Annotated in this window: 29 protein-coding genes; 11 read left to right on the forward strand and 18 right to left on the reverse strand. The window is 69.3% G+C overall.

The annotated features are described in order from the left end of the window. Window positions 1-32 precede the first annotated feature (32 nt). Complete coding sequence (gene grxD, locus ASD38_RS21110; protein WP_056445943.1) at window positions 33-374, forward strand: Grx4 family monothiol glutaredoxin; 342 nt, start codon at window positions 33-35, stop codon at window positions 372-374. Beyond that, window positions 371-790: an acyl-CoA thioesterase gene (locus tag ASD38_RS21115; protein WP_056445946.1), complete on the forward strand. Its 420-nt coding sequence runs from the start codon at window positions 371-373 to the stop codon at window positions 788-790. Before grxD ends, ASD38_RS21115 begins: the two co-directional genes overlap by 4 nt. Window positions 791-858: 68 nt before the next feature. Here ASD38_RS21115 and ASD38_RS21120 read toward each other — a convergent pair whose 3' ends face one another. Beyond that, window positions 859-1,227 (reverse strand): hypothetical protein, encoded by a 369-nt coding sequence (locus ASD38_RS21120; RefSeq protein WP_056463168.1) that lies wholly within the window; start codon window positions 1,225-1,227, stop codon window positions 859-861. 87 nt (window positions 1,228-1,314) lie between these two features. Between ASD38_RS21120 and ASD38_RS21125 the strand changes: the two genes are divergently transcribed. Continuing rightward, a complete protein-coding gene (locus ASD38_RS21125) occupies window positions 1,315-2,475 on the forward strand; it encodes a serine hydrolase domain-containing protein (RefSeq protein WP_056463171.1) in 1,161 nt (386 codons plus the stop codon). On the opposite strand, the gene ASD38_RS21130 is transcribed toward ASD38_RS21125, so the two are convergent. The 7 genes from ASD38_RS21130 to ASD38_RS21160 all read right to left on the reverse strand — a co-directional run bounded on the left by ASD38_RS21130 (window position 2,472) and on the right by ASD38_RS21160 (window position 7,883). Further along, window positions 2,472-2,813, reverse strand: a complete 342-nt coding sequence (locus ASD38_RS21130) for a hypothetical protein (RefSeq protein WP_156390821.1) — start codon at window positions 2,811-2,813, stop codon at window positions 2,472-2,474. The genes ASD38_RS21125 and ASD38_RS21130 overlap by 4 nt on opposite strands. Before the next feature lie 100 nt (window positions 2,814-2,913). Next, complete coding sequence (gene htpX / locus ASD38_RS21135) at window positions 2,914-3,843, reverse strand: zinc metalloprotease HtpX (protein WP_056463174.1); 930 nt, start codon at window positions 3,841-3,843, stop codon at window positions 2,914-2,916. A 15-nt stretch (window positions 3,844-3,858) separates the two neighbouring features. Continuing rightward, window positions 3,859-4,170 carry a TFIIB-type zinc ribbon-containing protein gene (locus tag ASD38_RS21140; RefSeq protein WP_056445958.1) on the reverse strand — a complete coding sequence of 104 codons (312 nt, stop codon included), beginning with the start codon at window positions 4,168-4,170 and terminating at the stop codon, window positions 3,859-3,861. A 384-nt stretch (window positions 4,171-4,554) separates the two neighbouring features. Further along, window positions 4,555-5,172 (reverse strand): 30S ribosomal protein S4, encoded by a 618-nt coding sequence (rpsD, locus tag ASD38_RS21145; RefSeq protein WP_056445961.1) that lies wholly within the window; start codon window positions 5,170-5,172, stop codon window positions 4,555-4,557. Between the two features lie 183 nt (window positions 5,173-5,355). Continuing rightward, window positions 5,356-5,844 (reverse strand): hypothetical protein, encoded by a 489-nt coding sequence (locus ASD38_RS21150; protein ID WP_056463177.1) that lies wholly within the window; start codon window positions 5,842-5,844, stop codon window positions 5,356-5,358. A 79-nt stretch (window positions 5,845-5,923) separates the two neighbouring features. Beyond that, a complete protein-coding gene (gene fghA, locus ASD38_RS21155; RefSeq protein ID WP_056463180.1) occupies window positions 5,924-6,772 on the reverse strand; it encodes an S-formylglutathione hydrolase in 849 nt (282 codons plus the stop codon). 1 nt (window position 6,773) lies between these two features. Beyond that, window positions 6,774-7,883, reverse strand: coding sequence for an S-(hydroxymethyl)glutathione dehydrogenase/class III alcohol dehydrogenase (locus ASD38_RS21160; RefSeq protein WP_056463183.1), 1,110 nt, complete (start codon window positions 7,881-7,883; stop codon window positions 6,774-6,776). A gap of 172 nt (window positions 7,884-8,055) precedes the next feature. Here ASD38_RS21160 and ASD38_RS21165 point away from each other — a divergent pair, with 172 nt between their 5' ends. Both ASD38_RS21165 and ASD38_RS21170 read left to right on the forward strand, forming a co-directional pair. Beyond that, the gene (locus ASD38_RS21165) at window positions 8,056-8,466 is read left to right on the forward strand and encodes a hypothetical protein (protein ID WP_156390822.1); all 411 of its coding nucleotides are present in this window, start codon (window positions 8,056-8,058) and stop codon (window positions 8,464-8,466) included. Further along, entirely contained in the window at window positions 8,466-8,681 is a 216-nt protein-coding gene (locus tag ASD38_RS21170; RefSeq protein WP_056445977.1) for a helix-turn-helix transcriptional regulator, read from the forward strand. The genes ASD38_RS21165 and ASD38_RS21170 overlap by 1 nt, the downstream gene beginning before the upstream one ends. Window positions 8,682-8,820: 139 nt before the next feature. Here the strand turns inward: ASD38_RS21170 and ASD38_RS21175 are convergent, their stop codons facing one another. From ASD38_RS21175 to ASD38_RS21185, 3 genes are all read right to left on the reverse strand, one after another. Continuing rightward, a complete protein-coding gene (locus tag ASD38_RS21175) occupies window positions 8,821-10,104 on the reverse strand; it encodes a DUF1254 domain-containing protein (RefSeq protein ID WP_056463189.1) in 1,284 nt (427 codons plus the stop codon). Between the two features lie 122 nt (window positions 10,105-10,226). Further along, on the reverse strand, window positions 10,227-10,640 hold the full coding sequence (locus tag ASD38_RS21180) for a baeRF12 domain-containing protein (RefSeq protein WP_056445983.1): 414 nt from the start codon (window positions 10,638-10,640) through the stop codon (window positions 10,227-10,229). A 67-nt stretch (window positions 10,641-10,707) separates the two neighbouring features. Beyond that, complete coding sequence (locus ASD38_RS21185; RefSeq protein ID WP_056445986.1) at window positions 10,708-11,508, reverse strand: RNA methyltransferase; 801 nt, start codon at window positions 11,506-11,508, stop codon at window positions 10,708-10,710. Between the two features lie 98 nt (window positions 11,509-11,606). On the opposite strand from ASD38_RS21185, the gene ASD38_RS21190 reads away from it, so the two are divergent. Continuing rightward, window positions 11,607-12,623 carry a serine hydrolase gene (locus ASD38_RS21190; protein WP_056463193.1) on the forward strand — a complete coding sequence of 339 codons (1,017 nt, stop codon included), beginning with the start codon at window positions 11,607-11,609 and terminating at the stop codon, window positions 12,621-12,623. Here ASD38_RS21190 and ASD38_RS21195 read toward each other — a convergent pair. The 3 genes from ASD38_RS21195 to ASD38_RS24365 are packed head-to-tail and all read right to left on the reverse strand — an operon-like array spanning window position 12,607 to window position 14,734. Further along, window positions 12,607-13,062 (reverse strand): GNAT family N-acetyltransferase, encoded by a 456-nt coding sequence (locus ASD38_RS21195; protein WP_200946031.1) that lies wholly within the window; start codon window positions 13,060-13,062, stop codon window positions 12,607-12,609. The genes ASD38_RS21190 and ASD38_RS21195 overlap by 17 nt on opposite strands. 2 nt (window positions 13,063-13,064) lie before the next feature. After that, on the reverse strand, window positions 13,065-13,649 hold the full coding sequence (locus tag ASD38_RS21200) for a DUF1579 domain-containing protein (RefSeq protein ID WP_200946032.1): 585 nt from the start codon (window positions 13,647-13,649) through the stop codon (window positions 13,065-13,067). Continuing rightward, on the reverse strand, window positions 13,646-14,734 hold the full coding sequence (locus ASD38_RS24365; RefSeq protein WP_200946033.1) for a hypothetical protein: 1,089 nt from the start codon (window positions 14,732-14,734) through the stop codon (window positions 13,646-13,648). Before ASD38_RS24365 ends, ASD38_RS21200 begins: the two co-directional genes overlap by 4 nt. Window positions 14,735-14,870: 136 nt before the next feature. On the opposite strand from ASD38_RS24365, the gene pdxR reads away from it, so the two are divergent. After that, window positions 14,871-16,277: a MocR-like pyridoxine biosynthesis transcription factor PdxR gene (gene pdxR / locus ASD38_RS21215; RefSeq protein ID WP_056463196.1), complete on the forward strand. Its 1,407-nt coding sequence runs from the start codon at window positions 14,871-14,873 to the stop codon at window positions 16,275-16,277. A 59-nt stretch (window positions 16,278-16,336) separates the two neighbouring features. Here pdxR and ASD38_RS21220 read toward each other — a convergent pair whose 3' ends face one another. Beyond that, window positions 16,337-18,844, reverse strand: a complete 2,508-nt coding sequence (locus ASD38_RS21220; RefSeq protein ID WP_082560832.1) for an ATP-binding protein — start codon at window positions 18,842-18,844, stop codon at window positions 16,337-16,339. A 205-nt stretch (window positions 18,845-19,049) separates the two neighbouring features. Between ASD38_RS21220 and ASD38_RS21225 the strand changes: the two genes are divergently transcribed. Then, a complete protein-coding gene (locus ASD38_RS21225; RefSeq protein ID WP_056445998.1) occupies window positions 19,050-20,267 on the forward strand; it encodes an NADP-dependent isocitrate dehydrogenase in 1,218 nt (405 codons plus the stop codon). A gap of 107 nt (window positions 20,268-20,374) precedes the next feature. On the opposite strand, the gene ASD38_RS21230 is transcribed toward ASD38_RS21225, so the two are convergent. Then, window positions 20,375-21,364 carry a glucokinase gene (locus tag ASD38_RS21230; protein ID WP_235523918.1) on the reverse strand — a complete coding sequence of 330 codons (990 nt, stop codon included), beginning with the start codon at window positions 21,362-21,364 and terminating at the stop codon, window positions 20,375-20,377. 207 nt (window positions 21,365-21,571) lie between these two features. On the opposite strand from ASD38_RS21230, the gene ASD38_RS21235 reads away from it, so the two are divergent. From ASD38_RS21235 to ASD38_RS21245, 3 genes are all read left to right on the forward strand, one after another. Next, entirely contained in the window at window positions 21,572-22,150 is a 579-nt protein-coding gene (locus tag ASD38_RS21235) for a DUF2939 domain-containing protein (RefSeq protein ID WP_056463205.1), read from the forward strand. 132 nt (window positions 22,151-22,282) lie between these two features. Continuing rightward, window positions 22,283-23,266 carry an AEC family transporter gene (locus ASD38_RS21240; protein ID WP_056463210.1) on the forward strand — a complete coding sequence of 328 codons (984 nt, stop codon included), beginning with the start codon at window positions 22,283-22,285 and terminating at the stop codon, window positions 23,264-23,266. 70 nt (window positions 23,267-23,336) lie between these two features. Further along, a complete protein-coding gene (locus ASD38_RS21245; protein ID WP_056446014.1) occupies window positions 23,337-23,702 on the forward strand; it encodes a VOC family protein in 366 nt (121 codons plus the stop codon). On the opposite strand, the gene eutC is transcribed toward ASD38_RS21245, so the two are convergent. Then, window positions 23,689-24,480, reverse strand: coding sequence for an ethanolamine ammonia-lyase subunit EutC (eutC, locus tag ASD38_RS21250; RefSeq protein WP_056463212.1), 792 nt, complete (start codon window positions 24,478-24,480; stop codon window positions 23,689-23,691). The genes ASD38_RS21245 and eutC overlap by 14 nt on opposite strands. Further along, the gene (locus ASD38_RS21255) at window positions 24,477-25,919 is read right to left on the reverse strand and encodes an ethanolamine ammonia-lyase subunit EutB (protein WP_235523919.1); all 1,443 of its coding nucleotides are present in this window, start codon (window positions 25,917-25,919) and stop codon (window positions 24,477-24,479) included. The genes eutC and ASD38_RS21255 overlap by 4 nt, the downstream gene beginning before the upstream one ends. Between the last annotated feature and the right edge of the window lie 43 nt (window positions 25,920-25,962).

Raw genomic sequence — 25,962 nt, forward strand, 5'->3', positions numbered from 1 at the left:
AGCTGAGAGCCTACGCCCAAGGATTTTGTTCCATGACCGACGTCGCCTCCTCCCCCGCTATCGACTTCATCGCCAAGACCGTGGCCGAAAATCCCGTGGTCCTGTTCATGAAAGGCGTGCCGGATCAGCCGCGCTGCGGCTTCTCGTCGGTCACGGTGCAGATCCTCGACCACCTCGGCGTGTCGTTCATCGGCGTCGACGTGCTGCAGGACGACGAACTGCGCCAAGGCGTCAAGACCTTCACCGACTGGCCGACCATCCCCCAGCTCTACGTCAAGGGCGAGTTCATCGGCGGCAGCGACATCGTCCGCGAGATGTTCCAGTCGGGCGAACTGAAGACCCTCCTGGCCGAGCAGGGCCTGATCGAGGCTTGAGTAAAGCCTTCGTCCCGCCCAGCGACGCCTTCAAGCTGACCTTCGAACCGAAGGCGTCGGAGATCGACGCCAACGGCCACGTCAACAACGTGGTCTACCTGGCCTGGGGCCAGGACCTGGCCATCGCCCATTGGGACGCCTGGGCCACGCCCGAGGAGCGGGCTCCGTGGAGCTGGGTCGCCCGCCGCCACGAGATCGACTACCGCCGCGAACTGCTGCCGCACGAGATCGCCACCGGCTACACCTGGGTGGGCGAGCTGAAGGGCCCGCGCTTCGAGCGCTTCTTCCGCATCGACGGCCCCGACGGCGAGATGTGCGCCCAGAGCCGCACCGACTGGGTGCTGATCGACATCGCCGCCAAGCGCCCGGCGCGGGTGCTGCCCTGGATGGTCGAGCGGTTCACGCCCAAGGGGTGAGACCCTCTCTCCCTTCCCTATGATTCCGCTCATCCCGGCGAATGCCGGGATGAGCGGAGGTGGGGAGTTCAGTTCACTGGATTCAGGAGCCGAACGGTCTCCGCCCCGGCCAGACCCAGTTCATCGTAGCTGAAATTGACCTCCACCACGTTCGGCGCCGCCTTGCAGACGTCCAGCCGTTTGCGGGCGAAGGCGATCGTTCGATCGCGGCCGGCCTGTCCCGCATAGAACGTGAAGTCGGCCTTGGTCGTGCAGCCATGCGACAGGACCTTCAGGGCAAGGCCCATGGGTCCCGCTTGAGCGCCCTTGAGCGCCTCGAGCTCGCCTGCCTCCTGCCCCGGCCGCACAACCAGCGTGACGCCGCCGCCCCGCGTCGCGCAGCCGCCGAAGACCAGCAGCAGTCCGGTCACCAGCAGTCGGCGTCGGTCGAAGGTCATGCGAAGCCTTTGGGGCGCCTTGGCAAGGACGAGAAACTGAGCCCTAGTTTGCCCACGGCTCGGCCGCGCGCAACCGACGAGACTTCAGTGCTTCGCAAATTCGCTTCGATCGCTTCGGTGGCGGCGTGCCTGGCCGCCGCGTCTCCCGCCCTCCCCGCCGACGCTCCCCTCAAGGATTACGGGCCGCTCGACGCCGAGGCCGCCCGGTTGATGGCGGTCGGCAAGATCCCGGGCCTGGCCTATGCGGTGATCGAGCACGGCGAGGTCGCCCACGTCAGCGCCCAGGGCTGGCGCAACGTCGAACAGAAAGCCCCGCTGACGCCCGACACGGTGATGTACGGCGCCTCGATCACCAAGGCGGCCTTCGGCCAGTACCTGCTGATGCTGGTCGACGACGGCAAGCTGGACCTGGACACGCCGATCAAGGCCTACCTGCCCAAGCCTTTGCCCGACTACGACAATTACAGGGACCTGGCCGGCGATCCGCGCTGGGAGAAGATCACCCCGCGCATGCTGATGACCCACACGGCGGGCTTCCCCAATTTCCGCTGGCTGAACGCCGACGAGAAACTGGACATCAAGGCCGATCCCGGCACGCGCTACATCTATTCCGGCGAGGGGCTGAACCTGATGCAGTTCGTCGTCGAGCAGGGCCTGGGGCTGCAGGTCGGCGACGAGATGAACCGCCGGATCTTCCAACCGCTGGGCATGACCCGGAGCGCCATGAGCTGGCGGCCCGACTTTCGACCCAACCTGGCCGACGGCTACCATGAAGACGGCAAGTTCGAGGAGCACGACGAGCGGAGCAGCGTGAAGGCGGCCGGTTCGCTGGACACCACGATCGACGACCTGTCGAAGCTGGTCGCGGCCATGGTCTCGGGCCGCGGCCTCTCGGCCAAGGCGGCCGCCGAGCGGACCAAGCCCAGCTTCCCGATCGTCAACGCCCACCAGTTCCCGCCGACGCTGACGGGCGGAAGCCCGGACAACGCCAAGATCGGCCTGGCGGCGGGGATCGGCGTGGTGGTTTTCGACGGCCCGCAAGGCCACGCCTTCTTCAAGGGCGGCCATAACGACATAACCGACAACACGATGGTCTGCGTCGAACGCGGCCGGCGCTGCATCGTGATCCTGACCAACAGCGGCGTCGGTCAGCGGGTCTTCCCGCCGCTGGTCAAGGCGGCTCTGGGCGAGACGGGTGTTCCGTGGGGCTGGGAATACAATCCCATCCGGCCGGTGGAAGCGCCCTAGGCGGCCTTTGAAAGGGTCCCGCGCAGGCGGGCGGCCACGTCGCCCAGGGTGATGCGCGACAGGGCCGCGTCGACGTCGGGGGCGCCCTCGGCGGCCATCGAGGCGGCGAGGCCGGCGGTGAAGTCGGTAATGGCGGTGATGTGCTGGGCCAGCATGTCGACCATGTGCAGTTCCTGCATCACCTCCATCCGCGCCTCCATCGGCACGTGCTCAAGGAGTTGGCCGAGCGCGCTGTCCAGATGGCCGCACGACACCGCGGCGATCGACATCTCGGCTGACAGGGCCTCCAGCAGGCCGGCGATGCCGGTGGTCTTCTGGACTTCGAGCGTCATGGTCATGGCTTTTCCCCCAAGCGTTTCAAACTGATAGCGCCACGGGCGTTGTCGCAGGGTTAAGGCTCGGAGAAACCGACGCGGGGGCGACGGATTGTCGCGAAGTTCAGCTCCAGGGGCCGACCCGACGCCCATCGCCGACCGGTACGGCCGTGCCGACCCGACTCCGCGTCGCCTGGCTGACGCCCAGGCGCAGCAGGGCCTCGACCCGGTTGTGGGTGGCCGGGTGGGTCGAGAACAGGCTGTCGCCGCCCCTGCCGGAAAGCGGGTTGATGATGAACAGGTGCGCGGTGGCCGGATTGCGCTCGGCCTCGACATTGACCGCGCCGCCGCGGGCATAGGCCTCGATCTTTTCCAGCGCCCGGGCCAGGGCCCGGCCATCGCCGGCGATCTCGGCGCCGATGCGGTCGGCCTCGTATTCGCGCGAGCGGCTGACGGCCATCTGCACAAGCATCGCGGCGATCGGCGCCAGGATGGCCAGGGCGATGGTCCCGATCAAGCCGCCCGGACGCTCGTCGTCGTCGCGCGAGCCGCCGAAGAAGAAGGCGAAATTCGCCAGGGCCGAGATCGCGCCGGCGATGGTGGCCGTCACGGTCATGGTCAGGGTGTCGCGGTTCTTCACGTGGGCCAGCTCGTGGGCCATGACGCCGCGGATCTCGTCGCGGTCCAGCAGGCCCAGCAGGCCGGTGCTGGCGGCCACGGCGGCGTGAGTGGGATCGCGGCCGGTGGCGAAGGCGTTGGGCTGCTCGCTGTCGATCACCGTGATGCGCGGCCGCGGCAGGCCGGCACGCCGGGCCAGGTCCTCGACGTCGGCGACGTACTGGCGGACCATCGGCACGGGATGGCCGGCGTCGACCTCGACCGCGCCGTACATGCGCAGCACGATCTTGTCGGCGTTCCAGTACGAGAACAGATTCATGCCCACGGCGAACACCAGGGCGATCAGCATGCCGGTCGGGCCGCCGATCATGTAGCCGGCCCCGACGAACAGCGCCGTCAGGCCGGCCAGGAGGACGAAGGTCTTGATGTGGTTCATGGCTCTAGCTGGGGATCAGTCGAAGATGTCGAACAGGTCGAAGCGCTTCTTCTTGCCGTAGTGGCCCTGGTGGCGGCGCTCGTCGTCGTGGCGGTAGTCATTTGGACGATGGTCCGGGCGATGGTCGGAGCGCTCGCGGGGCCTGTCGTAGTCGGGGAGGCGCGGCGTGGCCGCCTGAGGCTCGCCCCGCTCCATGGCCATCAGCTTCTCCAGTTCGCCGCGGTCCAGCCACACGCCCCGGCACTGGGGGCACATGTCGAACTCGACGCTGGCGCGCTGCACGGCCTGCATGGAGGCGTCGCAGTTGGGGCACATCAGAAGCGGCATACGGGAGGGTCCCTGTCCTGTTGATGGACGGGTGTCCTCGAAGCTGAGCCGGCGGTGGAGGGAGGGGGACAACCGGACCCAGACATCGAGAACACCCGATGCGGTCCGACATCACGAGTGCTTGCATCACTCGCCAGAGGGGCCCGGCCCGCTCTTGAGATCTAGGAGGCCCTTGTGGCGGTTCAAGGGCCTTAGACAAAAAATGAAGGCCCTCCCCCTGTGGGGGAGGCGATCGCGCAGCGATCGGTGGGGGGATTTCCGAGGTGGGACCACTCCCCCCTCCGGCCCATTCGGGCCGCCTCCCCCACAGGGGGAGGGCTTTGAGCAACAAAAAGGCCCCGGGTCTCCCCGGGGCCTTTTCGTTCGTCTCGCAGTGAACGCGTCTTACGAAGCGTAGAATTCGACGACGAGGTTCGGTTCCATCTTCACCGGATACGGCACTTCGGCCAGTTCCGGAGCGCGGACGAAAGTGGCTTGCAGGCCCTTGGCGTCCACGGTGATGTAGTCGCAGAAGTCACGTTCGGCCGAGGCCACGGCTTCCAGGACCAGCGCCATGTTGCGCGACTTTTCGCGGACGGTGATCACGTCGCCGGCCTTGCAGCGGTAGGACGCGATGTTCACGCGCTTGCCGTTCACCTGCACGTGGCCGTGGTTCACGAACTGACGGGCGGCGAACACGGTCGGCACGAACTTGGCGCGGTAGACGATGGCGTCCAGGCGCGACTCGAGCAGGCCGATCAGGTTTTCCGAGGTGTTGCCCTTGCGGCGCGCGGCTTCCTCGTAGGTGCGCGAGAACTGCTTCTCGGTCAGGTTGCCGTAGTAGCCCTTCAGCTTTTGCTTGGCGCGCAGCTGCAGGCCGAAGTCCGAGACTTTCTGCTTGCGGCGCTGGCCGTGCTGGCCGGGGCCGTAGGACCGCTGGTTCACCGGCGACTTCGGCCGGCCCCAGAGGTTTTCGCCCATACGGCGGTCGATCTTGTACTTGGCGCTATGGCGCTTGGACATAAGTCACTCTTTTAGTTCGATCCGAGCCGGCGCCCTCGGGAGGGTGCGATCTCAACGGCGGCTTCGGGTCATTCCGTCATGCGTTTTTCGCGCCGTCCGGCGAGCCGGCGGCGAGAAGGGGCGGTTTATGACGGAGGGGCGGCGGGGAGTCAACGGCTGGGGCGCCGCGACGCTATGGATGCGTCAACCGATGACCAGCGGAGGCTGGCGCCGGTCGCGCTTCAAACGCATTCGTCCCCAACGCCACAGGCCGTAGGCGCAGACCACGATCGTGACAATCAGACCGGGCCCGATCCACCATGGCGGTTCGTTGCGTCCGCCAAGCGTCAACCAGCGGCAAACGCCGACCACCGCGACCAACCAGACAAGCCAGCCCGCCAAACGCCATCGGCTTCCATCCAGCGCGAACAGACTCATGCCTGAGCCCAGCGCCGCCAGCAGGACGATGTAGGGGACAAGCTGGCCATTTAGCGCCAGTAATCCATAGACCACGCCGATCCACAGCAAGTGACCCACGGCATAGATGAGCCAAAGCGGACGGGAATCGGCCATCACGGGGCTTACGATGGGCTCGCCGACTTGCTGGTCGAGGTCCCGCTCCACGCGATCCCAGTCGTCGATATCCTCATCGATTTCGGGATCCATCGCCCCGTCGAGGTCGGTTGAGGTCACAAGAGGTTTCCGTAGCAGGCACCGCCAAGAGTGTCGGGGAAGCAGCCTTCAAGCAAGCCGCCGCCTGGACTTGACCGGTTCAGAGCCGCGCCGCGTGCCAAGCCACGTGGTCGCCGAGGAAGGTGGCGATGAAGAAATAGCTGTGGTCGTAGCCGTCCTGGCGGCGGACGGTGACCTTGCGGCCGGCCTTGGCGGCGGCGGCTTCGAGCAGCTGCGGCTTCAGCTGGCTTTCCAGGAAGCTGTCGGCCAAACCCTGGTCGATCAGGATCTCGTCGAAGGCCGCGCCCGCCCCGTCCTCGATCAGGGCCGTGGCGTCGTGGGCGCGCCAGGCGGCGCGGTCTGGGCCCAGATAGGCGGTCATGGCCTTTTCGCCCCACGGGCAGTTCAGCGGCGAGACGATCGGCGAGAAGGCGCTGACCGACTTGAACAGGTCCGGATCGCGCAGGGCGATCGTCAACGCGCCGTGACCGCCCATCGAGTGGCCAAAGATCCCGCGCCGGGCCGGATCCAGCGGGAAGGCGCCGTCAACGGCCTGCAGCAGGTCCTTGGTGACGTAGGAATACATCTGGAAGTGCGGCGCCCACGGCGCCTGGGTGGCGTCGACATAGAACCCCGCCCCCTGCCCCAGGTCATAGGCCGGATCATCGGCGACGCCCTCCCCACGCGGACTGGTGTCGGGGGCGACGATGGCGATCCCGTGCCGGGCGGCGTGCTCGTAGACGCCCGATTTGGTGGTGAAGTTGTCCTCGGTGCAGGTCAGGCCCGACAGCCAGACGAGGTAGGGGAACGGTCCCTCCCCGTCATCCTTTGCTTGGGGGGGCGTCCAGATCGTAAACCGCATCGGCGTGCCGGTGCTGGGGCTGTCGTGCCGACAGTAGCGCAGCGTCCCGCCCTGGGTGCGGTGGGTGGCGAGAGTTTCGACGGTCATCCTAGAACGTCACCACGGTCCGGATGCTCTCGCCCGCGTGCATCAGGTCGAACGCCTCGTTGATGCGCTCCAGCGGCAGGACGTGGGTGATCATCGGGTCGATCTGGATCTTGCCGTCCATGTACCAGTCGACGATCTTCGGGGTGTCGGTGCGGCCGCGCGCGCCGCCGAAGGCCGTGCCCTTCCAGACCCGGCCGGTGACCAGCTGGAACGGCCGCGTGGCGATCTCCTTGCCGGCCTCGGCCACGCCGATGATGATGCTTTGCCCCCAGCCGCGATGGCAGGCCTCCAGCGCCTGGCGCATGACCGTGGTGTTGCCGGTGGCGTCGAACGTGTAGTCCGCCCCGCCGTCGGTCAGGGCCACCAGGTGGGCGACGATGTCGCCGTCGATGGTCTTGGGATTGACGAAGTGGGTCATGCCGAACTTGCGGCCCCATTCCTCGCGGTCCGGGTTCAGGTCGACCCCGACGATCATGTTGGCGCCGACCAGCTTCAGCCCCTGGATGACGTTCAGGCCGATGCCGCCCAGGCCGAACACCACCGCGTTGGCGCCCGGCTCGACCTTGGCGGTGTTGACCACCGCCCCGACGCCCGTCGTCACGCCGCAGCCGCAGTAGCAGGCGGTCTTGAACGGCGCGTCCTTGCGGATGCGGGCCACGGCGATCTCGGGCAGCACGGTGAAGTTCGAGAAGGTCGAGCAGCCCATGTAGTGGTGGATGGTCTGGCCCTTGTAGGAGAATCGGCTGGTGCCGTCGGGCATCAGCCCCTTGCCCTGGGTGGCGCGGATGGCCGTGCAGAGGTTGGTCTTGCCCGACAGGCAGCTTTTGCACTGACGGCATTCGGGCGTGTAGAGCGGGATCACGTGGTCGCCGACCGCCAGGCTGGTGACGCCGGGGCCGACCTCGACCACCACGCCCGCGCCCTCGTGGCCCAGGATCGAGGGGAACAGGCCCTCCGAGTCCAGGCCGTCCAGCGTGTAGGCGTCGGTATGGCACACGCCGGTGGCCTTGATCTCGATCAGCACCTCGCCGGCCTTGGGGCCTTCCAGGTCGACCTCGACGATCTCCAGCGGCTGCTTGGCGGCGAAGGCGACGGCGGCGCGGGTCTTCATGGCGGGATCTCCGGATGTCGAGTCGGCGGCACCTTGCCAAGGCTTGGCGGCGCGAGCCAGTCCCGTCCGGCGGCGATCCGCCGGGGCGCGTCGGGTGATGTAAAAGATAATTGACATCATGCCGTGAATGACGCACTCAATGTTCGAAATCTTTTACATTATGGAGCCGGTCATGGCCTTGCGGGAAAAGAGTGCGTGGATTTCGTTCTGGACGACCCTGATCGTCTACGGGGCCTATTTCGCCTATGTGGGCCAAGCGGCGGCCGCCGGTCGCCCGGTCGGTTTCGCCGGACCGCTGACCACCTGCATCTTCGCGCTGGTGGTGCTGCAGGTGGGGCTGCAGATCGTGATGGCCGCCCTGAACCGCGAGCCGCGCGGCCCGCAGGACGAGCGCGAGCGGCTGATCGACCTGAAGGCCTCGACCCACGCCTTCTACGTGCTGCAGGTGGCGGCGATGGGCGCGGCGGTGACGGTCTATTTCTTCGACAAGACCCTGATGGCCAACGCGGTGATCCTGGCCCTGGCGGTGTCGGAGCTGGCCCGGCACGGCGGCGTCATCCTCGGCTATCGGCGGGCCTGCTGATGCCCGCCCCGCCCCCGATCCGCAACGACATCCGCCGCCTGCGCTTCGAGCACGGCGAGATGACCCAGGCCGACCTGGCGCAGCGCATCGGCATGACCCGCCAGACGATCGCCGCCATCGAACAGGGCAAGTACTCGCCCTCGCTGGAGGCGGCGTTCAGGATCGCCCAGGTGTTCGGGGTGGGGCTCGAACGGGTGTTCCAGTGGGAGGGCTAGGATGCCCCGCCGAAACGAAAACCTCGTCCTTCGACAAGCTCAGGATGAGGTTTTCCACTGCACCGCCCGCACAATTCGTCCTCATCCTGAGCCTGTCGAAGGACGAGGACCGCGCACAGAGCGTGACGGTCGGTAAGCTCTAAACCTTCTCCACCGGCTTGAACCGGAACCGCCCGTCCAGCAGCTCGGGCCTCGGCAGATAGGTCCGCAGGTACATCGCGAACGGCCCGGTCTTCGGGGCCGGCAGCCAGTTGGCGGTGCGGTCGCCGCCGGGGTCGACGCGGCCGATCCAGAGATCCAGCGAGCCGTCGGCGTTGCGCTTGAGGCCCGCCGTGCGGTCGCTGATCGCATAGCGGTTCAGCGGATTGTCGGTGAAGAAGAACTGGCCGTCGTCGGTGGCCTCGTACATCGACAGCGACCAGAAGCCGTCCAGCGGCATGTCGGCCGGCAGGCTCAGGCGATAGAGGCCGTCGCCGGTGAACAGACCCGCCCCGTCGTCGCCGGCCGCCTTCATGTACATCGCCTCCGCCAGGGGCAGCGCGCCCAGGCCCATCAGCGCGACGATGGCGCGATAGATGTAGTCCTGGCCGTAGTCGCCCAGATTGGCGCGCGGATAGGCCCAGCCGTCGGTGAAGGTCTGACGCCCCTTGGCGAAGCGGGTGATCATCCGGGCCTGGTCGGCGCCGACCTCGGCCGCGCCCGCGTCGAACGGCCCCGCGCCCAGGAAGGCGGCGGTCTTGCGCAGGAGCTTCTGGTCCACGGCGGGGGCCGGGTCGGCGGCCAGCAACCGGCGGGCGCTGTCGAAATAGCTCGCCGCGTCGGCGTCGCGCCCCGCATAGGCCGGCGGCGGCGGCGCCTTGGGTCCGGTCAGGACGATGCCGTCCTGGACCTTGTGCACGGCCGGGACGTCGGCCGCGTCATTGACCAGGGTGCGGATCAACAGCCAGGCGTGCGGCGTGGCCACCCGCACGGGGTTAGGGCCTTTGGCCGGTTGCCCCGGTCCCACCAGGGTGAAGGTCCCGCCCTCCCCGCCCACGGTCCGCAGGCCCAGCACGGCGTTGTTGTTGGTGAACATGTCCATCACCGCCGCCGACCAGTAGCGCGCCCCGGTGGCGGGCACGGTCAGGGTCGCCGGTCCCTGACTCAGGTCAAGGAAAGCGATGGAGTAGAGCGTGTCGTTGTTGGGCGTGGTCACCGCGCGCGCGGCGTGGTCGCTGAGGGTCCGGCCATGGGTCAGCCTGTTGATCGCCGCGCCGGGCGCTTTCAGCATCCGCGCCCGCGTGGTGGCCATCTCGATCAGCGGCAGGGCGTAGAGCCAGGCCTGGGCGGCGGTCGAGATCTGCAGCCCCTGAGCGACGGCGGCTGCGCCGAGACCGATCACGCCAAGCGCGCCCGCGCTCAGGAACAGTTGTCGACGGTTCATGTCGTCCCCCAAACAGTTGTTTGGCGGAGACTAGAACAGGTTACGCCGGCGCGTAAGCGGCCGGCGCGCAAGGACGCCCCGCCGGCCGCCGGCGGCGGGCCGGCGGCGACCGGGCGATCCGGTCAGGCGGCCGCTTCGTGGCGAACCGCCCGGACGACATCGGTCAGGGTCATGATCGTGGCGTCGACCCGCTCATGCGGATCGGATCCGACCACCTTGTCAGCGAGAGCCTTCGGCAGCGCCTCGCGCAGATGCCCGAGAGCCCGCGGCGGAGCGACGAGAATCAAGCGGTCGAAGCTGTGGGCGCGAGCGACCTCCTCCAGCTTGTGAGCCAGATCCGTGACGAAGGCCCGTTCCGCACGGTCATGGGCATCGCCTTCGTGGGGCGCGGCGCCGCTCGAATGGGCGTGGCGCGGCTTCAAGCCAGCCAGCCACTCGGGCCGGTCATGCAGCGGACCGTCCAGCCGCGGTTGCTCGAGAAGACGTGCTCTGTGGCCATCAGCCACCACCACCAGGGTGCTTGCATCGGGGATCATGGCGAAACTCCATCGCGACTGAAGCCGCAGAGGTGGGCCTCGTTACGACGCTCGACCATGACCTCGATCAATCCGCCGGCGGATCGGGGTCTATTTTCGCCGCCTTCTGCGCCGCCAGCTTGGCCAGCACCCGGCCGCGCCCCTTGGACAGGGCGGTGACCACGCCCCGGAAGGTGCGAACCTCCTGCTCGGTCAGCCGGGCCCGGGCCAGCGGGGCGCGCAGGTTGCGGACCATCGACGGCTTCTTCTCGGGCGGATGATAGAAGCCCGCCTTCTCCAGCTCGTCCTCCAGCTGGCCGTAAAGGCCCAGCAGGCTGGACTGGTCGGCCGGCTCGGCGACGTTGTACTCGAACCGCGACCACGGCCGGTCGTCGACCGTCATCTTCCATTCGTAGGCGTTGATCGACACGGCCTGGGCCAGGTTCAGCGACCGGAACTTCTCGTCGATCGGGATCGAGACGATGGCCTGGCACAGGGCGATGTCGTCGGTCTCCAGCCCCGCCCGCTCGCCGCCGAACAGCAGGCCCACCGCGAAGCCCTGGGCGACGTCGGCCGACAGGTGGCCGGCGGCCTCGCGCGGCGTGTAGACCGGCAGCCGGGTCTCGCGCGGTCGGGCCGTGGTGGCGAACACCAGCTTCAGGTCGGCGATGGCGTCTTCCAGGCGGTCGAACACCTTGGCGTTGTCCAGCGGCCAGTCGGCGCCCGAGGCGCTGGCCCAGGCGCGCTCTTGCGGCCAGCCGTCGCGCGGCTTGACCAGGCGCAGGTCCGACAGGCCGAAATTGGCCATCACCCGGGCGACCGCGCCGATGTTCTCGGCCAGTTGCGGGTGATTCAGGATCACGCAGGGCGGGAGGTGCTTGGAGGTCATCGCCACCCTTTGCCGCCGGACCGCCGCGCGGTGCAAGCCCCACAATGACGGTTCATGCGTTTAGCCTCGGTCCAGTTCCGCTGAAGCTAGCCGAGACCATGATGTTCCGACGCGCCGCCGTCCTTGTTCTGCTCCTCGTGCTGGCCGGCTGCGGCGAACCGCCGATGCTGGGTCAGACCGACCCGCTGTTCGACCGCCAGAAGATGACGGCCGACTTCCAGCCCATCGCCGACCGCGTCGCGCCGGGCCATCTGGGCGTGGCCGTCGAGGACCTGGGCACCGGCCAGATCATCTCGTTCAACGGCGAAAGGCGCTTCCCCCTGCAGGCCGTGTTCACGGCGCCGCTGGGCGCGGCGGTGATGGCCGAGGTCGAGGCCAAGCGGCTGCGGCTGGACGACATCCTGCTGATCGAGGATGTCGATCTGTCGCCGCCGCCCAGCGGCGTCGCCGACCTTTGGGCGGGACCCATGACCTACAGCGTCCAGGACCTGCTGGAGCGCGCGATCCGCGACGGCGACAACACCGCCGCAGACATCCTGATGAAGCGGATCGGCGGCCCTGGCGCGGTCACCGCCTGGCTGCAGGGCCGCAAGGTCAATGCGCTGGACATCGACCGCTACCAGCGCCAGCTGCAGCCCGACAGCCTGGGCCTGGCCTCGTTCCGCGCCGACTGGAAGGGCGAGGCCGCCTACCGCGCCGCCCTCGACAAGGTTCCGCCCGCCGAACGCCGCCGGGCGATCCGGGCCTATCTGGCCGATCCGCGCGACACCGCCACGCCCCTGGGGGCCTTGCGGTTCCTGGAGGCCGTGAACCAGGCCGAGCTGCTGGGGCCGGACTCTCGGCGCCTGCTGGGCCGGATCATCAGCCAGACCCGAGGCGGGGCGGGCCGCCTGCGCGCCGCCGTGCCCGAAGGCGGCCGCCTCAATCACATCCCCGCCACCGCCCGCACCGACCTGGGCTTCACGCCCGTGGTCAACGACATCGGCGTCTACACCCTCAAGGACGGCCGCAAGTTCGCCGTCGTCGCCTTCATCTCGGGCTCGCCCCTGCCGGTCGCCGAGCAGGAAAAGGCCATCGCCGACGTCGGACGGGTGGTGATCAAGGCGGCGAAGTAGCCAGGTCCAGGCCGTATTCCAGGAACCGGGTCTCGCGTGTCCAGCCCAGGCGCTCGTATAGGGTTTGGGCCGCCAGGTTGTCGACCCCGGTGACCAGGGACAGGCCGGCCGCTCCGGTCTCGCGGGCCAGGGCGGCGGCGGCCTCGACCAGCCGCGCGCCCGTTCCGCCGCGTCGCCGGCCGGGCTCGACATAGAGGTCGTTGAGGATGAAGGTCGCCGCCGCCCGGACCGACGAGAAGCTGGGATACAGTTGCACGAAGCCGACGGCCCGGCCGGCGTCCAGTGCCAGCAGGATCACCGACTGCCCGCGCGCCATCCGCTCGCCCAGGAACCGGCGCGCGGCCGCTTCGTCGGAGGGCCGGCCGTAGAACTGGCGATAGCGGTCGAACAGCGGAACCAGCCCCTGCAGGTCGTCCGGCGCGGCGCGGCGGATCTCCATCGTCAGGCGGTCCGGCTGTAGCGCATGAGCCAGTTGGTCTCCCAGGTCGCGCCGCCGTCGGGCGAGAAGGCCTGCTCCCACTGGGCCAGGTCCGGCGACAGAGAGGTGAACCGCCCGCGCACCTTGATCGGCCGCCCCTCGAAGGTGTCGTCCGACAGGAAGGTCCCCACCCCGTTCTCGAACCGGCCCAGGCCCGGCGCGTCCAGTCTCAGGGGATCGCTCCCGCTCAGGTACCAGTCGGCCCAGACGCCGGTCTTGGCGTCGAAGGCCCGCAGACCCAGGCCGCTGGACGGCCCGCCGGCCCGCCGGGCGAAGCTTTCGTTGAGGTTCACCACCCCGCCCAGCAGGGACCGGCAGGTGGTGGTCCCCTCGAATTCCTCCCAGTCGTCATTGCCCGCCAGGCGCTTTTTCAGCCGGCGGTGGTGCACGGCCCAGGACCCGACGAAGAAGTCGAAGTCGTGGATCGAGCCGGTGGCTGCGGGCTGGGCGATCGCGCTCGACACGGCGGTGAAGGCCGGCAGGGCGGCGATCGCCAGCACGACGGCGCGGCGGTCGAGATCGTGGGTCATCGGAGCCTCGGCGGTCATTTGGAGAAATCCGAGAACCAGTTGGTCTCCCAGGTCTCGCCGCCGTCGGGCGAGAAGGCCTGCTCCCAGTGGCCGGTGGCGGGGGTGATGTTCGACCAGATGAACCGAACCTTGATCGGCCGCCCACGCAGGGTGTCGTCCGCGTAGAGGGTCGCGGCTCCATCCACGAACCGCCCCTTCATCGGCGGATCCAGATCGCCGTGCGGGTTGCGGCCGTCCAGCCACCAGATCGACCATTGGTCGGTCTTGGGATCGTAGGCCCGCAGGGTGACGCCGTTATAGGGCCCGCCGGGCATGGCGAAGAGGTTGTCGTCCAGATTGCCCAGCCCGCCCAGGGTGGGCCACCAGGTCTGAACGCCGTCGAAGTCGACCCACTCGGTGCTGCCGGCCAGGCGTTCCTTCAGGCGGCGGTGGCGCACCTTCCAGTCGCCGGGGCGGCTGTCGAAGGCGTTGGGGCCGTCGCGCCGGTCGATGGCGGGCGTCCAGCCGGTGGTCACGGTCGGTTCGCCTGGCTTGGCGCGGGTGAAGTCGGTGGTCCAGTTGACGGCCCAGGACTGGCCGCTGTCGCTCGACAGGGCCTGCTCCCAGCGGGCCGTGTCCGGGGTCGGGCGGCTCCAGGTCACGCGCACCCGGACCGGCTTTCCGGCCCGCGTGTCGTCCGAATAGAACTGGCCGACGCCGTTCTCGAAGCGACCCTTGATCGGCTTGCCCACGCCCGCGCCGGGATCGCGACCGTCCACCCACCAGACCGCCCACAGCCCGGTCTGGGGATCGTAGGCGCGCAGGCTGACGCCGCGATACGGCCCGTCCGGGGTGTTGAACAGGTTGTCGCCGGAATTGGCCCAGCCCTTCATCAGCGACCGCTGGGTGAACAGGCCGTCGAACTCGATCCAGTCATCGCTCGAGCCGGCCTTCAGCTTGCGGTGACGGGCCCTCCAATCGCCGTTCATGAAATCAAAGTCGCGCAGGCCCGTCAGGTTGGAGCCCTTCGGCTTGACGTTGTCCTGCGACGCGAAGGCCGGGCCGCGGAACGCCGCCGTCATCGCCAGGATCGCCACCGCCACGACGCCGCGTCTTGATGTCACCACCGGATCCTCCCTGATCTCGAGGGCGATGATCCTCGCGGCGCGCGTGGAGACGAGAGCCAATCGCGGCGATGTTCGGGGCGCCAATCGGATCGTCCGCTTGAGATCGGCGGGGTACTCGCGCACAAAAGCCGCGATGAACGCCGTGCTCGAACTTGAGATCCAGCTGCCGGCCGCCGGTTCGCGCGACGTCCGCCGGCGGCTGCACGAGCAGCTTCGCGAGGCGATCGCGGCGGGCCGCCTGGCTCCCGGCGTCCAGCTCCCCGCCAGCCGGGCCCTGGCCGAGCGCCTGGGCCTGTCGCGCAACACGGTGATGGCGGTCTACGACCTGCTGCTGAGCGAGGGCCTGATCGTCTCGCGGCCCGGCGCGGGCGCCTTCGTCGCCGCCCAGGCCCAGCCCTTCGCCGACGGGGCGTCTCCCCGGCGGGCGGCGGCGCCCGAGGTCCCGGTCCTCTACAATCTGCGCCCCGGCCGGCCCGACACCGCCAGCTTTCCCTATGACATCTGGGGCCGGCTGACCGGACGGGCCTTGCGTCAGTTCTCGCGGGCCGCGACGCCCTATCGCGAGCCGGCGGGCCATCCGGCCTTGCGCGAGGCGATCGCCGGCCACCTGTCGTTCACCCGCGCCATCGCCTGCTCGCCGCGCGACGTGATCGTCACGGTCGGCGCCCAACAGGCCTTCGATCTCCTGGCCCGCACCCTGCTGACGCCGGAACGCCCGGTGGTGGCGGTCGAGGATCCCGGCTATCCGGCGGCCCGCGAAGCCTTCGCCGCCGCCGGAGCGCGCATCCATCCCGTGCGGGTCGACGCCGAGGGCCTGGTGGTCGATGAGTTGCCCGACGACGCGGCGGTGATCTGCGTGACCCCCTCGCAGCAGTTTCCGACCGGCGTCGCGATGTCGCCCCGCCGGCGCGCCGCGCTGCTGGCCTTCGCCGCCGAGCGCCGGGCGATCGTCGTCGAGGACGACTACGGCGGCGAGTTCCGCTTCGACGACCCGCCGCTGGACGCCCTGCGCACGCTCGATCGTCCCGGAGATCGCGAGGGGGGCCGGGTCTTCTATGTCGGCACCTTCTCCCAGAGCCTGCTGCCGGCCCTGCGCATCGGCTTCGTCGTCGCCCCCGAGCAGGACCGCGACGCCCTGGCGGCCGCGCGCGAGCGCAGCGACTGGCATGGTCCGGCGATCGAGCACGCCACCCTGGCCGCCTTCATCGCCGAGGGCCACCTGGCCCGCCACATGCGGCGCATGCGCAAGGTCTATGCGGAGCGTCGCGCGGCCCTGCTGCGGGCGCTGGAGGTCCATTGCGGCGATCGGCTGACGCCGCTGCCGGCCGCCGCCGGCCTGCACCTGGCCGCCCTGCCCCGCGCGCCGCTGGACGTCGAGGGCGTAGCCGCCCGCGCGGCGCGGTTGGGGGTGGCGGTGGAGACCTTGGCCAGCTTCACCCTCCAGCGCCCCGCGCCGTCGGGCCTGGTCCTGGGTTTCGGCCAGATCGACGTCGCCCGGATCGACCCGGCGATCGCGCGACTGGCCGAAGCGATCGGCTAGAGCGCGACCGCCGAAAGTGGACGCCGGCTTCGGCGCCCGTCACGCTCTGAATGCTTGAACTAGCTGGCCGCGCTGAGCGACGCCGCCCGCGACTTCATCCGCGCCCGCGCCAAGGCCTCCAGCAACTGAGCGGGGCGCACGGGCTTGGACAGGTGGAGATCGGCGCCCACCGCCTTGGCGGCCGAGACGTGCTCCTCCATGGCGTTGGCGGTCAGCATGATCAGCAGCACCGGCGGCGCGGCGGCGGCGGCTTCGCGCTCGCGGATCAGGCGGGTGGCGGTCAGGCCGTCCATCACCGGCATCTGCATGTCCATCAGGATCGCGTCGAACGCGCCGGGCGCGAAGGCGTCCAGCGCCGCCTGGCCGTCCTCGACCATGGTCAGGACCACGTCGAACGGCTGAAGGATGATCTCGACGACCTTCTGGTTGGTCGGATGATCCTCGGCGACCAGCACCCGCAGGCCCTCCAGCGAGACCTCTTCCTCGTCGTCGGAGACCTCGTCCTCGACGGCGCGGACGCGCTCCAGCGGCAGGTCGACCTGGAAGATCGCCCCCCGGCCCAGCACGGCGCGGGCGTCGATGCGGCCGCCCATCATCTCGGCCAGGGCCGCGCAGATCGACAGCCCCAGGCCGGTGCCGCCGAACTGGCGGGTGATCGACTGGTCGGCCTGGACGAAGCGCTTGAACAGCCGGCGGCGGACCGAGTCGTCGAAACCGACGCCGGTGTCGCTGACGATGAAGCTCAGACCGTCGGCCGCGCGCTCGACGCTCAGCGCCACCTCGCCCAGGGTGGTGAACTTGACGGCGTTGGCCAGCAGGTTGTTGAGAATCTGGCTGATGCGCCCGCCGTCGCCCAGATAGCTGCCCGCGACGCCCGGCTCGATCGACCACTTGAAGGTCAGGTCCTTGGCCTCGGCCGCGGCGCGGTGCAGCTCGGCGACCCCACCGACCAGGGTGGCCAGGTCGAACGGCGCCGGGGTCAGCTGGAACTGGCCGGCCTCGATCTTGGAGACGTCGAGGATGTCGCCGAGCACCTGCTCCAGCAGGCGGCCCGATGAGGTGACCAGGGCGGCCAGCTCGCGGCGGCGCTCGGGATCGGCCTCTACGGCCAGCCGGTCGCCGATGGCGATGACGCCGTTCAGGGGCGTGCGCAGCTCGTGGGACATGTTGGCCAGGAACACCGACTTGGCCTGGTTGGCGCGTTCCAGTTCGGCGGTGCGCTCGGCGACCCGCTCCTCCAGCGAGCGCAGCAGCTCGATATTGCCGTCGCGCTGTCTGCGCAGGGTCCGGGCCAGGGCCCCGATCTCGTCCGTGCGGTCCTCGATCGGCTCGGCCTTGCTGACGTCGCCGGCGCCGTGGGCGTCGGCCAGCACCCGCAGCGGCCGTTCGACCGTGATGCGCATCACCCGATACAGCAGCGCCACCTGGATGATCACGCCCAGCACGCCGAACAGCAGCACCCACGAGGCCGTCTTGACCGCCGACCACACCAGGTCGTCGGACGGGAAGCTCATCAGGAAGTACCAGTCGGGCTCCTTGAGCCGGCCGTAGGCGACGACCCGGTCGCCGCTGTTCAGGGCGCCGGCGTCGGCGCCGATCACGCGGATCTGGCGGACCACGTCGGCGACGCGTTCCTGGGCCTGGGCGCGCACCAGGGTCTGAGCGTCGACGACGCCGTTCTTGGCCAGGCCGGGGGCGGCGATCAGCTCGCCGTCCGACGAGACGATCATGTTGCGCCCGCCCGGCAGGGAATCCTCGACGGCCCGCAGCAGGTAGGAGTCCAGCGACAGGCTGGCGCCCCAGGCGCCCAGCTGCTTGCCGCGATAGTCGAAGGGCGTCATGCAGGCCGAGTTCAGGCCCCGGCCGCTGGGATCCGACAGCACCTTGCGCAGCTTGGTGCATTTCATCACCCGCTGGGGATTCTGCTGCGGCAGCGTCAGGAGGGTCATTTCCTCGCCGCTGACATCGAAGGTCGGCGGGGCCTTCTGGCGGTAGTAGGTCAAGCGGTCCGGACGCCGCGGGGCGAACATCACCAGCCGCGTGTCGGGCGTGAAGAAGTAGAAGTTGTCGTAGCGATTCAGCTCGGCCTCGCCGGTGTGCGAGACCACCTGCACGGCGGCCAGGAACAGCGCCTTCTGCTGTTGGGTCAGCGTGTCGGCGTCGCGCAGATAGCCGCCGACGCCGTAGGTGTAGTCGCCGGCGGCCATTCCACCGTCATAGAGGGCGTCGCTGGTGCGCCGCGTGCCGTCGCCGAACTTGGGGAACTGGGCGTCGAACTCGCGGTCCACCGTGGCCGGGTCGATCGCCGCCAGGCGGCGGGCCAGGGAGTCGGAAGCCGCCTCCTGCACCTTCACCAGGTCGGAGAACAACCGGTCCTCGGTCTTGACCCGCTCGGCGGCGTATTCGGCCAGATGGCGCATCTGGGCGTCGGCGGCGGCGCGCTGCACGAAGACGAAGGTCGCGGCCGTGGCCACGCCCGTCACCGCGATGGACAGGATCGCGACGATCGCCAGCAGCCGCCGCGCAAGGGGCGACGTGACGTCGGCAATGGCTCTCCGCTTCTTCACGCCCTGCTTGTACCTTAAGATCCTCAACAAGGATTTACACGCGGATCAAAGACTTAGCCCGCGAAACCGGCGTCATCGCAGCTTCGGATCGACCTCGGCTTTCCCCCCGGCCCGCAACAGTCTATAGGCACGCCGTCCGCGCCGCTCCTTGGCCCTGTGCGCCAAAGAGTCACAGGCGCGCCACCGCGAGAGGAAAGACCCCGCAATGGCCAAGATTAAAGTCGCCAACCCCGTCGTCGACATGGACGGCGATGAAATGACCCGGATCATCTGGAAGCTCATCAAGGATAAGCTGATCTTCCCGTACCTGGACCTGGAGCTCGACTATTTCGACCTCAGCGTCGAAAACCGCGACGCCACCAACGACCAGGTCACGATCGACGCGGCCGAGGCGACCAAGAAGCATGGCGTGGCCGTGAAGTGCGCGACCATCACCCCCGACGAACAGCGAGTCGCCGAGTTCAATCTGAAGAAGATGTGGAAGTCGCCGAACGGCACGATCCGCAACATCCTGGGCGGCGTGATCTTCCGCGAGCCGATCATCTGCCAGAACGTGCCGCGCCTGGTGCCGGGCTGGACCCAGCCGATCATCGTCGGCCGCCACGCGTTCGGCGACCAGTACAAGGCCACCGACTTCCTGTTCCCGGGCAAGGGCACGCTGTCGATCAAGTTCGTCGGCGACGACGGCCAGACCATCGAGCACGAGGTCTACAAGGCTCCGTCGGCCGGCGTGGCCATGGGCATGTACAATCTGGACGAGTCAATCCGCGACTTCGCTCACGCCTCGTTCGCCTACGGCCTGGGCCGCGGCTATCCGGTCTACCTCTCCACGAAGAACACGATCCTCAAGGCCTATGACGGCCGCTTCAAGGACATCTTCCAGGAGATCTTCGACGCCGAATACGCCGACAAGTTCAAGGCCGCCGGCATCCATTACGAGCACCGCCTGATCGACGACATGGTGGCCTCGGCCCTGAAGTGGTCGGGCGGCTATGTCTGGGCCTGCAAGAACTACGACGGCGACGTGCAGTCCGACATCGTCGCCCAGGGCTTCGGCTCGCTGGGCCTGATGACCTCGGTGCTGATGACCCCGGACGGCAAGACGGTGGAAGCCGAGGCCGCCCACGGCACCGTCACCCGCCACTACCGCCAGCATCAGAAGGGCGAGAGCACCTCGACCAACTCGATCGCCTCGATCTTCGCCTGGACCCGGGGTCTGGCGCACCGCGCCAAGCTGGACGACAACCAGGCGCTGGCCGATTTCGCCCACACCCTGGAAAAGGTCTGCGTCGACACCGTCGAGAGCGGCTTCATGACCAAGGACCTGGCCCTGCTGGTCGGCGACAAGCAGTCGTGGCTGACCACCGAAGGCTTCCTCGACAAGATCGACGAGAACCTGAAGAAGGCGATGGCTGCGGCCTAGGCCAGCGATCTTCGAACCTCGCGACGCCTCCCCAGCAATGGGGAGGCGTTTTGCGTTTCACGTCCCGCGTTCGGGCGAGACAGCCGCATGCCGCGCATTCCGCGACCTCAAGACGGAGCGCTCGGCGTGCCCCTCGTTGAACCCTCCCTACCGACGCCGTAGAGCGTGGAAAGGCCGAGAAGGCCGCAGTCGGCCTCGAGAACCAGGTAGAGCGGGATGTCCTTCATATAGACGTCCATCCGCCCCTTGGCCTCGAAGCGGACCCGGCACAGGTCACGGTCGAAGAGGTCGATCCAGCCCAGCATCATCGGGCTGAAGATGTAGACGCCGCTGCGGGCTCCCGCCACCAGCGCCAGATCGCCCGAAACCGCCCCCAGCCAGCCCGAAAACAGCGCGAAGGCTTCACGCGCGCTCGGGTCCTGAGCGCGCCCCGCCGCGACGAGCTCCCCGAAACCCCCGGTCCGTGGCTCGCGGCCCTCCAGGTGCGCCACGGCGGCCGCGACCTCGAGCAGGCCAGCGTCCGAGAGCACCCGATCGGCCGATACATAGGGGTTGGCCAGCCGCAGGTGCTCGATGATAGCGGCCTCATGGGCGTTCGCCGCCGCCAGCGCGGCGTGCCCACCTTCGCTGGCCGTGGCCACCCAGCCCACGAAGCCGTCCGGATTCAGGACCGACACGCCCAGACCGGTGCTCGGCCCCAGGGCCGCCGCCGGCGCCTGCCCCTTCGGCGGAGCCCCGCCGATCTGCTCCAGGGCTTCCGGTCCCAGCAACGGCATCGCCATGGCGCGCGCGGTGAAGTCATTGACCAGGCGGACATCCGCGACGCCCAGCCGCTCGGACAGCACGTCCTTGTCGAGCCTCAAGCTTGCATGGGTCACTTTAAGGATCTTGCCGAAGATCGGTCCAGGCGCCGAAAAGGCCGCCCCCCGCAGGCGGGGGCCGCCCAGCTTCGACAGCTCCTCGCTCAGGGTCTCGATCAGTTCGTCCAGGGACTCGGCCGCGATCATCTCGATGGTCGCGGGCGGCTCGCCGGCCTCGATGACGGCGAAGCGCGCGTGGGCCCCGTCTGCGTCGACCAACAGGAACTTATCGGGCACGGACACCTCACTGGCTGCGGGGACGCACGCCTTGAGAAACTCGCGTTCCCCCGCCTAGGCAGGGAGGGTGGCTTTCGAACATGGCCTGGGCAACGCGCGTAACGTCGCACCGTCCCCTCGCCGCGACGTCCCCCTGGAGGCGAGACACCTTGCCGGGGGCGGGGGAATAGGATGTCTTGCCGCCTTAACCTTTCGCGCGGGGCGGCGATGACAGTTCAAAAGCGGATCTGGGACCTGATCGTCCTGGCCATCTTCGTCTTCGCCGCCGCCTTCGCCACCGCCCCCTGGTTCGCCTTCCGCGCCCTGAAGGCCGCCGCCCAGTACGAGGACGTGCAGGCGATCGGCGAACTGGTCGACTTCCCGGCGGTCCGCGGCAGCCTGACCGCCGAGCTGAACGACAAGACGCCGGCCGCCGCCGCTCCGGCCGAGCCGCCGTCGATCTGGCGCGACCCGCTCGGCGTCTTCAAGCGGGCCATCGCGCCGATCGCCCCGCCCGAACCCAAGGTCGACCGCTACCTGACCATCCAGGGCCTGTCGGCCCTGACCCGAGGCTACGCGCCGGGCGGAGCGCCGCCCGCGCCGCCCAAGCCGGCCACGACCATGGACAAGGCCAAGGCCGCCGTGGCCGGTCCGCACGCCACCATCGCCTACTGGGACCCCAACCGGGTGCGCATCAGCGTCAAGCGCCCCGGCCAGCCGTCAAAGACGACGATCTTCACCTTCCGGCGCGACAAGCTGTTCACCTGGCGGCTGGTGCACATCCGCCTGCCCGCGGACGAGCGCTGAACCGGCGGCGCTGGACCGCCCGCCGTTCCCAATGGTATCGAGCCTTGCCTTGTTTCGGCCCCGACTCCCTGTCGGGCTTCAATCCCGTTGGACGTCGCGCTTATCGTCGTCCCGCAGTTCCGTGGTAACGCCTTGATCCATCTCCTGCTCGACGTGCCGCAGCGGGTCGTGCCGTTCTTCCTGCTGGTCGCGGCGGGCGTCACCCTGGCTCGGTTGCGGCTGTTCGACGCCCGGATGTCGGCGGGCCTGTCGAACTATGTCTACTGGATCGGCTTTCCGGCCCTGCTGGTGCACTCGCTGTCGCGGGTCGGCGCGCCCGACCGCGCCCTGGCCCTGGGCCTGGCGACCTACGGCGCCTGCGCCCTGCTGGTCGTGGCCCTGATGGTCGCCATCGGCGTCGCCCTGCGCTGGACGCGCGAGGAGCGGGCGGGCGGCTCCCTGTCGGCCAGCCTGGGCAACAGCGCCTTCCTCGGCCTGCCGATCGCCGCCGCCGTGCTGGGCCCCGAGGCCGCCCGTCTTTCGGCCGGCGCGGTCGCGGTGGACTTCGTGGTCGTCGCGGCCGTCGGGGTCGGCCTGCTGGGCTGGGCGGGCGGCCGCTCGACCTGGCGCTCGCTGATGCAGGCCCTGCGCAATCCGGTCGTGCTGGCGGCCATGACCGGTTCGGCCATGGCTCTGCTGGGCCTGTCCCTGCCCGGCGTCCTCGACCGGGCCGTGGCCGCCGCCGCCGCTTCCGGCAGCCCCGTGGCCCTGGTCGCCCTGGGCGTCGCCCTGGGCCTGACGGGCCTTCCGGCAGCCGGAGTCCCTTGCGAGCCGGCCGAGGGGGAGCCCGCGCCGATCCCGCGCTGGACGCCGATCATCGTCGCGGCCGTCGGCAAGCTGCTGCTCATGCCCGCCCTGGTCTGGCTCGCCACCGGCCTGGTGGACGCGCCCCTGGCCTTCCGCCTGGGCGCGACCTTGCTGGCCGCCACGCCCACGGCGGTCAACGTCTTCATCCAGACCAAGGCCTACAGCGTGTTCGAGCGCGGCGGGGCGCGGATCGTGGCCCTGACCACCGCGGTCTCGTGCGTCAGCCTGTCGGCGATCGCGATCCTGCTGGAACGATATGCCGGGACCTGACCGCGGGCCCGCCGACGGGAAACTTCGCGCGAGTTGACCGTTTTACCGCCACGACAGGTGGAGAAGGTCGATGGCATCCGTCCGATACATCGTCACGGACGTCGACGCGGCGGTCGCGTTCTATCGAGACAATCTCGATTTCAAGCTCGACAAGCACAATCCGGGCAAGTTCGCCGCGCTGCTGCGCGACGACCTGACGCTGTATCTCAGCGCTCCAGGCGCGGGAAGCGGCGGTCAGGCGGGCGGCGATCCGAAGCCGGGCGGGTGGAACCGATTCATGATCGTCACGACCGACGTCGACGCCCTTATCGAGCGGTTGCGCCGGGCTAATGCGAGATTCCGCGGCGAACTCAGCGAGGGCGGCGCCGGCCGCGCCATCCTGGTCGAGGATCCATCGGGCAACGTCATCGAGCTGTTCGAGTTCAAGAAGGACTGAGCCCGACCGGCCGATTCATGGGCTCCAGGCGCGCGGCCGTGTCGCTCTCGTCCTTCAGCGCCACCCCGGTCAGGCCCAGCCGCAAGGCCTCGCGGGCGTGCCAGGCCAGCTTGAACGCCGCCGCGGGATAACTCAGCCCCTCGGCGCGGATGTTCGAGACGCAATTGCGTTCGGCGTCACTGCGCCCGACCTTCGGGGCGAAGGTGATGTAGGCCCCCAGGCTGTCGGGCGACGACAGGCCGGGCCGCTCGCCGACCAGCAGGATCACCAGCCGCGCGCCCAGAAGTTCGCCCACCACATCGCCCAGCGCCACGCGGGCCTGGCGGGCGACGACCACCGGAGCCAGCCGCCAGCCGGCCTCCTCCACCGCCGGCAGCAGAGCCTCGACCAGAGGCGCGGCGTGGGCGTGGACGGCGGTGCTGGACAGGCCGTCGGCGATCACGATGGCCAGGTCGCAAGCGCCCCGCGTGCGGGCGACCAGGGCGGCGCGTCCGGCGTCCGACAGGGTTCGACCCAGGTCCGGCCGGCGCAGATAGGTCGCCCGGTCCGGGGCGGCGCTGTCGACGATCACCGTCTGCGGGCCCAGGGCTTCGATCGCCGCCGCCGTCGCCTCCGCCGCGAACGGGGCGTGGACCGCGTCCCGGGCCTGGGCGTGGGCCAGGGCGAAGCCCAGCACCTCGGAGGTCGGCAAGCTGGACCCCGTCCGGCCCAGGGCGATGCGGGCCGGGGTGTGGCGGCGCAGGGCGGTCCAGGGATCGGGCGTGACGGGCGCGCTCATCCTCCGGCTCCGGCGGTCAGCAGCGGATGGCCGGCGGCGCGCGGCGCCAGGCGGCCGTCGGCGCCGACGATCCGCGCCCGCTCCAGCCAGGCCTCGAACTCCGGCGCCCGCTTCAGGCCCAGCAGCTCGCGCACATAGAGGGCGTCGTGGAACGAGGTCGACTGGTAGTTCAGCATGACGTCGTCGGCGCCCGGCACGCCCATCACGAAGGTGACCCCCGCCGTGGCCAGCAGGGTCAGCAGGCTGTCCATGTCGTCCTGGTCGGCCTCGGCGTGGTTGGTGTAGCAGACGTCCACGCCCAGCGGGGCGCCCAGCAGCTTGCCGCAGAAATGGTCCTCCAGCCCCGCCCGGATGATCTGCTTGCCGTCGTAGAGGTATTCGGGGCCGATGAAGCCGACGACGCTGTTGACCAGCAAGGGCTCGAACGCCCGGGCCACGCCGTAGGCGCGCGCTTCCAGCGTCTGCTGGTCCACCCCGTGGTGCGCCCCGGCCGACAGGGCCGAGCCCTGGCCGGTCTCGAAGTACATGACATTGTCGCCGACCGTGCCCCGACCCAGGGACCGCCCCGCGTCGAGGCCCTCGCGCAGCAGGTCCAGGGTCACGCCGAAGCTGGCGTTGGCGGCCTGGGTCCCCGCGATCGACTGGAACACCAGGTCGACCGGCGCGCCGCGCTCGATCAGCTGGATCGCCGTGGTCACGTGGGTCAGGACGCAGGACTGGGTGGGGATCTCGAACCGCCGGATCAGGTCGTCCATCAGCCGGGTCAGGTCGCCCAGCACGTTCAGGCTGTCGCTGGCCGGATTGATGCCGATCACCGCGTCGCCGCAGCCGTACAGCAGGCCGTCCAGGATCGAGGCGGTGATCCCGGCCGGGTCGTCGGTCGGATGGTTGGGCTGCAGGCGCACGGCCATGGTCCCCGGCAGGCCGATGGTGTTGCGGAAGCGGGTCGTGACCTTGCACTTCGACGCCGCCAGGATCAGGTCCTGGTTGCGCATCAGCTTGCTGACCGCCGCGGCCATTTCCGGCGTCACGCCCGGCGCCAGGCGCGCCAGGGCGGCGGGCGTGGCCAGCTCCGACAGCAGCCAGTCGCGGAACTCGCCGACGGTCAGCGACGCGATCGGCGCGAAAGCCGCCGCGTCGTGGCCGTCCAGGATCAGGCGAGTGACCTCGTCGGTCTCGTAGGGGACCAGGGCCTGGGTCAGGAAGGTCTTCAGCGGCAGCTCGGCCAGGGCGGTCTTGGCGGCGATGTTGTGCTGGGCGCTGGTCGCCGCGATCCCGGCCAGGGCGTCGCCCGAACGCGGCGGCGAGGCCTTGGCCATCAGGTCGGCCAGGGTCTCGAAAGTCCAGGTGGTTCCGCCCAGGGTCGCGCGATAGGCCATGACGGCGAAGGTGGCGCCGATGAGGCCGGCTGGGAAGCGGCCGGCGCGGCCAATGGCCACGCCACCTCAGCTTCGCTCTCTGAACGTTCGCTTTAGCTCAAAA

It is taken from the genome of Caulobacter sp. Root487D2Y, assembly GCF_001427165.1.
In the GTDB taxonomy this organism is placed as follows: domain Bacteria; phylum Pseudomonadota; class Alphaproteobacteria; order Caulobacterales; family Caulobacteraceae; genus Caulobacter.

Bases quoted from the DNA above. Each gene is read 5' to 3' on its own strand.
- grxD (WP_056445943.1), top strand. From the start codon at position 33: ATGACCGACGTCGCCTCCTCCCCCGCTATCGACTTCATCGCCAAGACC.
- ASD38_RS21120 (WP_056463168.1), bottom strand. From the start codon at position 1,227: ATGACCTTCGACCGACGCCGACTGCTGGTGACCGGACTGCTGCTGGTC.
- ASD38_RS21130 (WP_156390821.1), bottom strand. From the start codon at position 2,813: ATGACCATGACGCTCGAAGTCCAGAAGACCACCGGCATCGCCGGCCTG.
- htpX (WP_056463174.1), bottom strand. From the start codon at position 3,843: ATGAACCACATCAAGACCTTCGTCCTCCTGGCCGGCCTGACGGCGCTG.
- ASD38_RS21140 (WP_056445958.1), bottom strand. From the start codon at position 4,170: ATGCCGCTTCTGATGTGCCCCAACTGCGACGCCTCCATGCAGGCCGTG.
- rpsD (WP_056445961.1), bottom strand. From the start codon at position 5,172: ATGTCCAAGCGCCATAGCGCCAAGTACAAGATCGACCGCCGTATGGGC.
- fghA (WP_056463180.1), bottom strand. From the start codon at position 6,772: ATGACCGTCGAAACTCTCGCCACCCACCGCACCCAGGGCGGGACGCTG.
- ASD38_RS21160 (WP_056463183.1), bottom strand. From the start codon at position 7,883: ATGAAGACCCGCGCCGCCGTCGCCTTCGCCGCCAAGCAGCCGCTGGAG.
- ASD38_RS21165 (WP_156390822.1), top strand. From the start codon at position 8,056: ATGGCCTTGCGGGAAAAGAGTGCGTGGATTTCGTTCTGGACGACCCTG.
- ASD38_RS21170 (WP_056445977.1), top strand. From the start codon at position 8,466: ATGCCCGCCCCGCCCCCGATCCGCAACGACATCCGCCGCCTGCGCTTC.
- ASD38_RS21175 (WP_056463189.1), bottom strand. From the start codon at position 10,104: ATGAACCGTCGACAACTGTTCCTGAGCGCGGGCGCGCTTGGCGTGATC.
- ASD38_RS21180 (WP_056445983.1), bottom strand. From the start codon at position 10,640: ATGATCCCCGATGCAAGCACCCTGGTGGTGGTGGCTGATGGCCACAGA.
- ASD38_RS21185 (WP_056445986.1), bottom strand. From the start codon at position 11,508: ATGACCTCCAAGCACCTCCCGCCCTGCGTGATCCTGAATCACCCGCAA.
- ASD38_RS21190 (WP_056463193.1), top strand. From the start codon at position 11,607: ATGATGTTCCGACGCGCCGCCGTCCTTGTTCTGCTCCTCGTGCTGGCC.
- ASD38_RS21195 (WP_200946031.1), bottom strand. From the start codon at position 13,062: ATGGAGATCCGCCGCGCCGCGCCGGACGACCTGCAGGGGCTGGTTCCG.
- ASD38_RS21200 (WP_200946032.1), bottom strand. From the start codon at position 13,649: ATGACCGCCGAGGCTCCGATGACCCACGATCTCGACCGCCGCGCCGTC.
- pdxR (WP_056463196.1), top strand. From the start codon at position 14,871: ATGAACGCCGTGCTCGAACTTGAGATCCAGCTGCCGGCCGCCGGTTCG.
- ASD38_RS21225 (WP_056445998.1), top strand. From the start codon at position 19,050: ATGGCCAAGATTAAAGTCGCCAACCCCGTCGTCGACATGGACGGCGAT.
- ASD38_RS21235 (WP_056463205.1), top strand. From the start codon at position 21,572: ATGACAGTTCAAAAGCGGATCTGGGACCTGATCGTCCTGGCCATCTTC.
- ASD38_RS21245 (WP_056446014.1), top strand. From the start codon at position 23,337: ATGGCATCCGTCCGATACATCGTCACGGACGTCGACGCGGCGGTCGCG.
- eutC (WP_056463212.1), bottom strand. From the start codon at position 24,480: ATGAGCGCGCCCGTCACGCCCGATCCCTGGACCGCCCTGCGCCGCCAC.